The following is a 4857-nucleotide window of genomic DNA, read 5'->3' on the forward strand; positions in this document are numbered from 1 at the left end:
CGGTTCTGGAATATGCCGGACTGACAGAACGGATCAAGGCTGGGGTGCAGTACCGCAAGATCGATGAAATTCCTTTTGACTTTCAGCGTCGCCGTATGTCGGTGGTGGTGGAAGGCAAGGGTCGCCACCTTCTGATCTGCAAGGGAGCAGTGGAAGAAGTGTTTTCCTGCTGCACCCATGCCGAGGTCAACGGAAGTGTGGAAGCCCTTGAACCCTCCTATCTGGGACAACTCCTGCAGGTGACACGGGAACTCAATGAAGATGGGTTTCGGGTCATTGCCATTGCCTACAAGGAAACGGCTTCCCGGGGTGGCGCCTACGGGCTCAAGGACGAAAGCGATCTGGTGCTGGTGGGCTACATTGCCTTTCTGGATCCGCCCAAGGACAGTGCACGGGAAGCCATTGCGGCGCTCCATCGGCATGGGGTGCAGGTCAAGATCCTGACCGGGGACAATGATGTGGTCACCCGCAAGGTTTGCCATGAAGTGGGGCTCAAGGTTGATGAAATCCTGCTGGGTTCCGTCATGGAAACCCTTTCGGATGAGGAATTGGCGGAAGCCGCAGAACGCATCGTGGTCTTTGCCAAATTGTCTCCGGCGCAGAAGGCACGGGTCATCAAGGCATTGCATCTGCGCGGCCATGTGGTGGGTTTCATGGGGGACGGAATCAATGATGGTCCGGCTCTGAAGGCAGCAGACGTCGGTATCTCGGTGGATACGGCAGTGGATATCGCCAAGGAATCGGCAGACATCATCCTGCTGGAAAAAAGTTTGATGGTGCTCGAGGAAGGCGTCATCGAAGGGCGCAAAGTCTTTGGCAATATCGTCAAATACATCAAGATGGGCGCCAGTTCCAACTTTGGCAACATGTTCAGCGTACTGGGTGCCAGTGCCTGGCTGCCCTTTCTGCCCATGCAGGCCATCCAGGTGCTGACCAACAACCTGCTCTATGATTTTTCCCAGACGACCATTCCCACGGATCATGTGGATGAGGAATACATTTCCCAACCCAGGCGCTGGGACATTGCCAATATCACGCGCTTCATGCTCATGATGGGGCCCATCAGTTCCATTTTCGACTATCTGACCTTTGCCTTGATGTATTACGTCTTCAAGGCCAATACGGTGGCGGGCGAATCGATGTTTCAGACCGCCTGGTTCGTGGAATCCCTGCTCTCCCAGACCCTGATCATCCATATCATCCGTACGGGTCGGATTCCTTTTCTGCAGAGTCGGGCCAGTTTGCCCATGACCCTGACGAGTTTGATCATCTGCTCGGTTGCCGTCTGGTTGCCCTATTCACCCTTTGCCCATGCCCTGGGATTCACGCCGTTGCCCATCCACTTCTGGCCTTATTTGGTGGGTATATTGGCAGGGTACCTGACGCTGGCACACGTGGTCAAAACGTGGTTCATCCGCCGTTACGGGCTGAACTGAGGGAGGCAAGGGAGAGCGCTCATGCTGGATATCGGACCTGCATTTTCGAGTAGCGGCCCCCTCGCCCAGGGCGTGGCGGCCTATCGACTCCGTCCGGCCCAGATAGAAATGGCACAGGCTGTGCTGCAGGCGCTGGAGGAACGATCAGCCCTCGTCGTGGAAGCCGGGACAGGAACCGGAAAAACTTTCGCCTACCTGATTCCTGCCCTTCTGTCCGGGGCTCGGGTGATCCTGTCCACGGCTTCGAAAACCTTGCAGGACCAACTGTTTCAGCGCGACATCCCGGCGCTGCGGGAGGTGCTGAAAATCCCCGTGTCTGTGGCTTTGCTCAAGGGCAGAGCCAACTATCTTTGTCCCCATCACCTGGAAGAAACGCTCCGTCAGGGGGTGCTTTTTGATCGTGAAGAAGTGGCCCACCTGCATCAGGTACAGGCTTTTGCCCAGCGGACCACCAGCGGGGATATTGCCGAACTGGGGGAAGTTCCGGAACAGTCGGCCATCTGGCGCAAGGTAACCTCCACGCGGGAAAACTGTTTGGGGCAGGAATGCGCCCACCTTACCAACTGTTTCATATTGGCCGCGCGCAAACAGGCGCTTCAGGCAGATCTGGTGGTCATCAATCACCACCTGTTCTTTGCCGATCTGGTATTGCGCGATGAAGGCGTTGGCGAATTGCTGCCTTTGGCCGATGCCGTGATTTTTGATGAGGCCCATCAGTTACCGGCCATCGCTACCCATTTTTTTGGTCAATCTCTTTCTACATTCCGAGTTATTGAACTCACGGAAACCCTCCATGCCCTTCTGCCTGGCCTCGGCATCGAGCAGGATGAACTGACCCAGAGTGCCCGCCAACTGGAAAAAAGCACCACGCCCTTGCGTCATTCCCTCACTTTGCGGGAAGGACGGCTGACTCTGGAGCAGGTTCGCCGCGAACCCGCCTTTGCTGCGGCATGGGAAGCCTTCATTCAGGCGCTGGAACAATTCGTGGGGCGCTTGGTTACCCATGGCGAGCGCGCTGAAGCCCTGCAGGAATTGGCCAAGGAAGCACAAAATTGCCATGACATGGCTGTTCTTTGGCAAACAGCCGAGTTGCCCGGACAGGTGCGCTGGGTGGAATGTTTTCCCCAAACCCTCCATTTCAATGCCACACCCCTCGGTTTGGGAAAGTTGCTGGGGCCCTACTGGCAGGATACCCAGCGGGCCTGGATCTTCACTTCGGCCACCTTGTCGGTCAAGGGAGACTTTTCCCATTATCTGGAAGCCATGGGACTCCCTCAAGCCCGTGCCCTTAGTTGGGAGAGTCCCTTCGATTATTTTCATCAGGCGCTTCTGTATGTGCCGCAGGATTTGCCCCTGCCCCAGGAGCCGACTCATACCCGTACCCTGCTGGAACGGGCCCGTCCCCTGCTGGAGGCCAGTCAGGGACGAGCCTTCCTGCTTTTTACGACCTACCGGGCACTGCAGGAAGCACAGCGCATCCTGGAAGCCTGGAAGCAGGAAGGGCAATGGGCCTATCCTGTGCTGGTTCAGGGGCAGCGTACTCGAAGCGATCTGCTCAAACGCTTTCGCCGCACGAAACATGCGGTTCTGCTCGGTACCTCTTCTTTCTGGGAGGGCGTGGACATCAAGGGCGAAGCCCTTTCCGTGGTGATCATCGACAAGCTGCCCTTTGCTCCCCCGGATGATCCCGTCGAGGCCGCGCGCATCGAGGAAATCAATCGGGCAGGGCGCAATGGCTTCATGGATTATCAGTTACCCCGCGCCATCCTGCAACTCAAGCAAGGAGCCGGGCGCTTGATTCGCGATGAACAGGATCGCGGGGTTTTGATGATCGGGGATCGCCGTATCCTGGAAAAATCCTACGGCACAAAAATCTGGCAGAGTTTGCCCCCCATGGCGCGGACGAGAGAGTTGGCGGTGGCCTGTGGTTTCTTTCAGCGTCCCGCTGCCTCTGGACCCATTGAACCGGTCAAGAGGTCAGATCCGGAGGAGAGTCATTAGGAAGGGGCAAGCGGACGGTGACTTCCAGTCCTCCCTCCGGGGGGCTGCGTAATTCCAGTGTACCGTGATGCAGGTCCACGATACGCGCCACGATGGCCAGTCCCAGTCCCGATCCGGGGGGGCCTCCCCGCGAACTTTCGCGCCGTGTGAACGGCTGCAGGAGGTGGGGAATCTCCTGGGCTGGAATACCCTCGCCGTGGTCCCGTACGACCAGACAGACGGCTTTCCCCTTTTGATGCAAGCCCAGGTGAAAGGGAGGCTTGCCATAACGAATCGCATTCTCCAACAGATTGTTGAGGATTCGTTCGAGGGCACGTTCATTGAAGCATACCCGGGGCAGATTGGGGGTTATGTCCAGAGTGACCGGAATACCCCGACTGACGAAGCGTTCCTGGCACGCCACGGCAAGGGGCGCAACGGTCCGGAGATGCAGGGGGTAATGGGGTCGATCCCGGGCAAAATCCAGAAACTGGTCGATAATCCGGTCGATTTCTTCCAGATCCTGAATCAGGGGGTCGAGCGCCGGGGGGCCGGGTAACTGGAGCATTTCCAGCGCCAGACGCAGCCGTGACAGGGGGGTGCGCAGATCGTGGGAAACTCCCGCCAGCATGATGGTGCGGTTGGATTCCAGGTTTTTGAGCGCATGTTGCATGGTGTGGAAGGCTTCACTGACTTCGCGAATTTCAGTGGGAATGTCCGGGGTGATTTTCAGGAGGCTGGGTTGCCCGGAGGCAATGCAATGTGCGGCCTGGGTCAAATCCCGCAAGGGACGATTGATGCGATAGACTGCCCAGTACACGCTGGAAAATCCGAGCAGGATCACAAGGGCCAGCAAGAGGGCCCATTTTTCCGGGAAATCTGCGTCAAAGCGTTGGCGTTGGGTAATGTACCAAAAATCCCCGTGGGTGGTATGTAAAGGAATCCAGACGGTGGGCAACTGACCTTGGGTGGTGATCCAGAGGCGGGTTGCGGGATAACGGAGCTGCAATCGCTGTTGCAGCAGGAAGATCCGGCTGGAGGGTGCGGGACTGCGAATCCGCCGGGGATCGGGGGTGGCGGATTGAATCACGCCGCCTTCGCTGTCATCAAATTCTCGAATGAACGCCGATTGCGCCGTAGGGGAGAGATATTCCAGCGCGGTGATCAGGGAAAAAATATGATTGGCCCGATCCTGAATGGTATGTTCCAGCAAAGGTGCGACATAGAAGCGCTGAAACACGAAGAGGGTGGCGATGTGGGTCACCAGCACCGTCAGTACCGTGACGAAGAGGGTACGTCCCAGCAGTGAGCGGGCGATCATTCCGGGGCGGTGATCTCGGGGACGAAGATGTATCCGATGCCCCAGACGGTACGGATGTGGCGGGGACATCCCGGATCTTCTTCGAGCAGACGGCGCAAGCGCGAAATCTGGACGTCGATG

Annotated in this window: 4 protein-coding genes; 2 read left to right on the top strand and 2 right to left on the bottom strand. The window is 57.6% G+C overall.

The features are described from left to right. Both mgtA and IV91_RS0111625 read left to right on the top strand, forming a co-directional pair. The coding region (mgtA, locus tag IV91_RS0111620) for a magnesium-translocating P-type ATPase (protein ID WP_031598573.1) at positions 1 to 1436 on the top strand (1436 nt) is incomplete at its 5' end. Positions 1437 to 1457: 21 nt separating this feature from the next. Beyond that, positions 1458 to 3437, top strand: a complete 1980-nt coding sequence (locus tag IV91_RS0111625) for an ATP-dependent DNA helicase (RefSeq protein WP_051862631.1) — start codon at positions 1458 to 1460, stop codon at positions 3435 to 3437. Here the strand turns inward: IV91_RS0111625 and IV91_RS16920 are convergent. Both IV91_RS16920 and IV91_RS17380 read right to left on the bottom strand, forming a co-directional pair. Next, entirely contained in the window at positions 3406 to 4737 is a 1332-nt protein-coding gene (locus tag IV91_RS16920) for an ATP-binding protein (protein ID WP_051862632.1), read from the bottom strand. The two genes, IV91_RS0111625 and IV91_RS16920, sit on opposite strands and share 32 nt — an antisense overlap. After that, positions 4734 to 4856 carry a winged helix-turn-helix domain-containing protein gene (locus IV91_RS17380; RefSeq protein ID WP_324603968.1) on the bottom strand — a complete coding sequence of 41 codons (123 nt, stop codon included), beginning with the start codon at positions 4854 to 4856 and terminating at the stop codon, positions 4734 to 4736. The genes IV91_RS16920 and IV91_RS17380 overlap by 4 nt, the downstream gene beginning before the upstream one ends. Position 4857 lies beyond the last annotated feature (1 nt).

This window comes from Ferrovum myxofaciens (assembly GCF_000735045.1).
GTDB lineage: Bacteria > Pseudomonadota > Gammaproteobacteria > Burkholderiales > Ferrovaceae > Ferrovum > Ferrovum myxofaciens.

What these genes read in the sequence shown, in the direction of transcription:
- IV91_RS0111625 (WP_051862631.1), top strand. Translation starts at nt 1,458, where the DNA reads ATGCTGGATATCGGACCTGCATTTTCGAGTAGCGGCCCCCTCGCCCAG.
- IV91_RS16920 (WP_051862632.1), bottom strand. Translation starts at nt 4,737, where the DNA reads ATGATCGCCCGCTCACTGCTGGGACGTACCCTCTTCGTCACGGTACTG.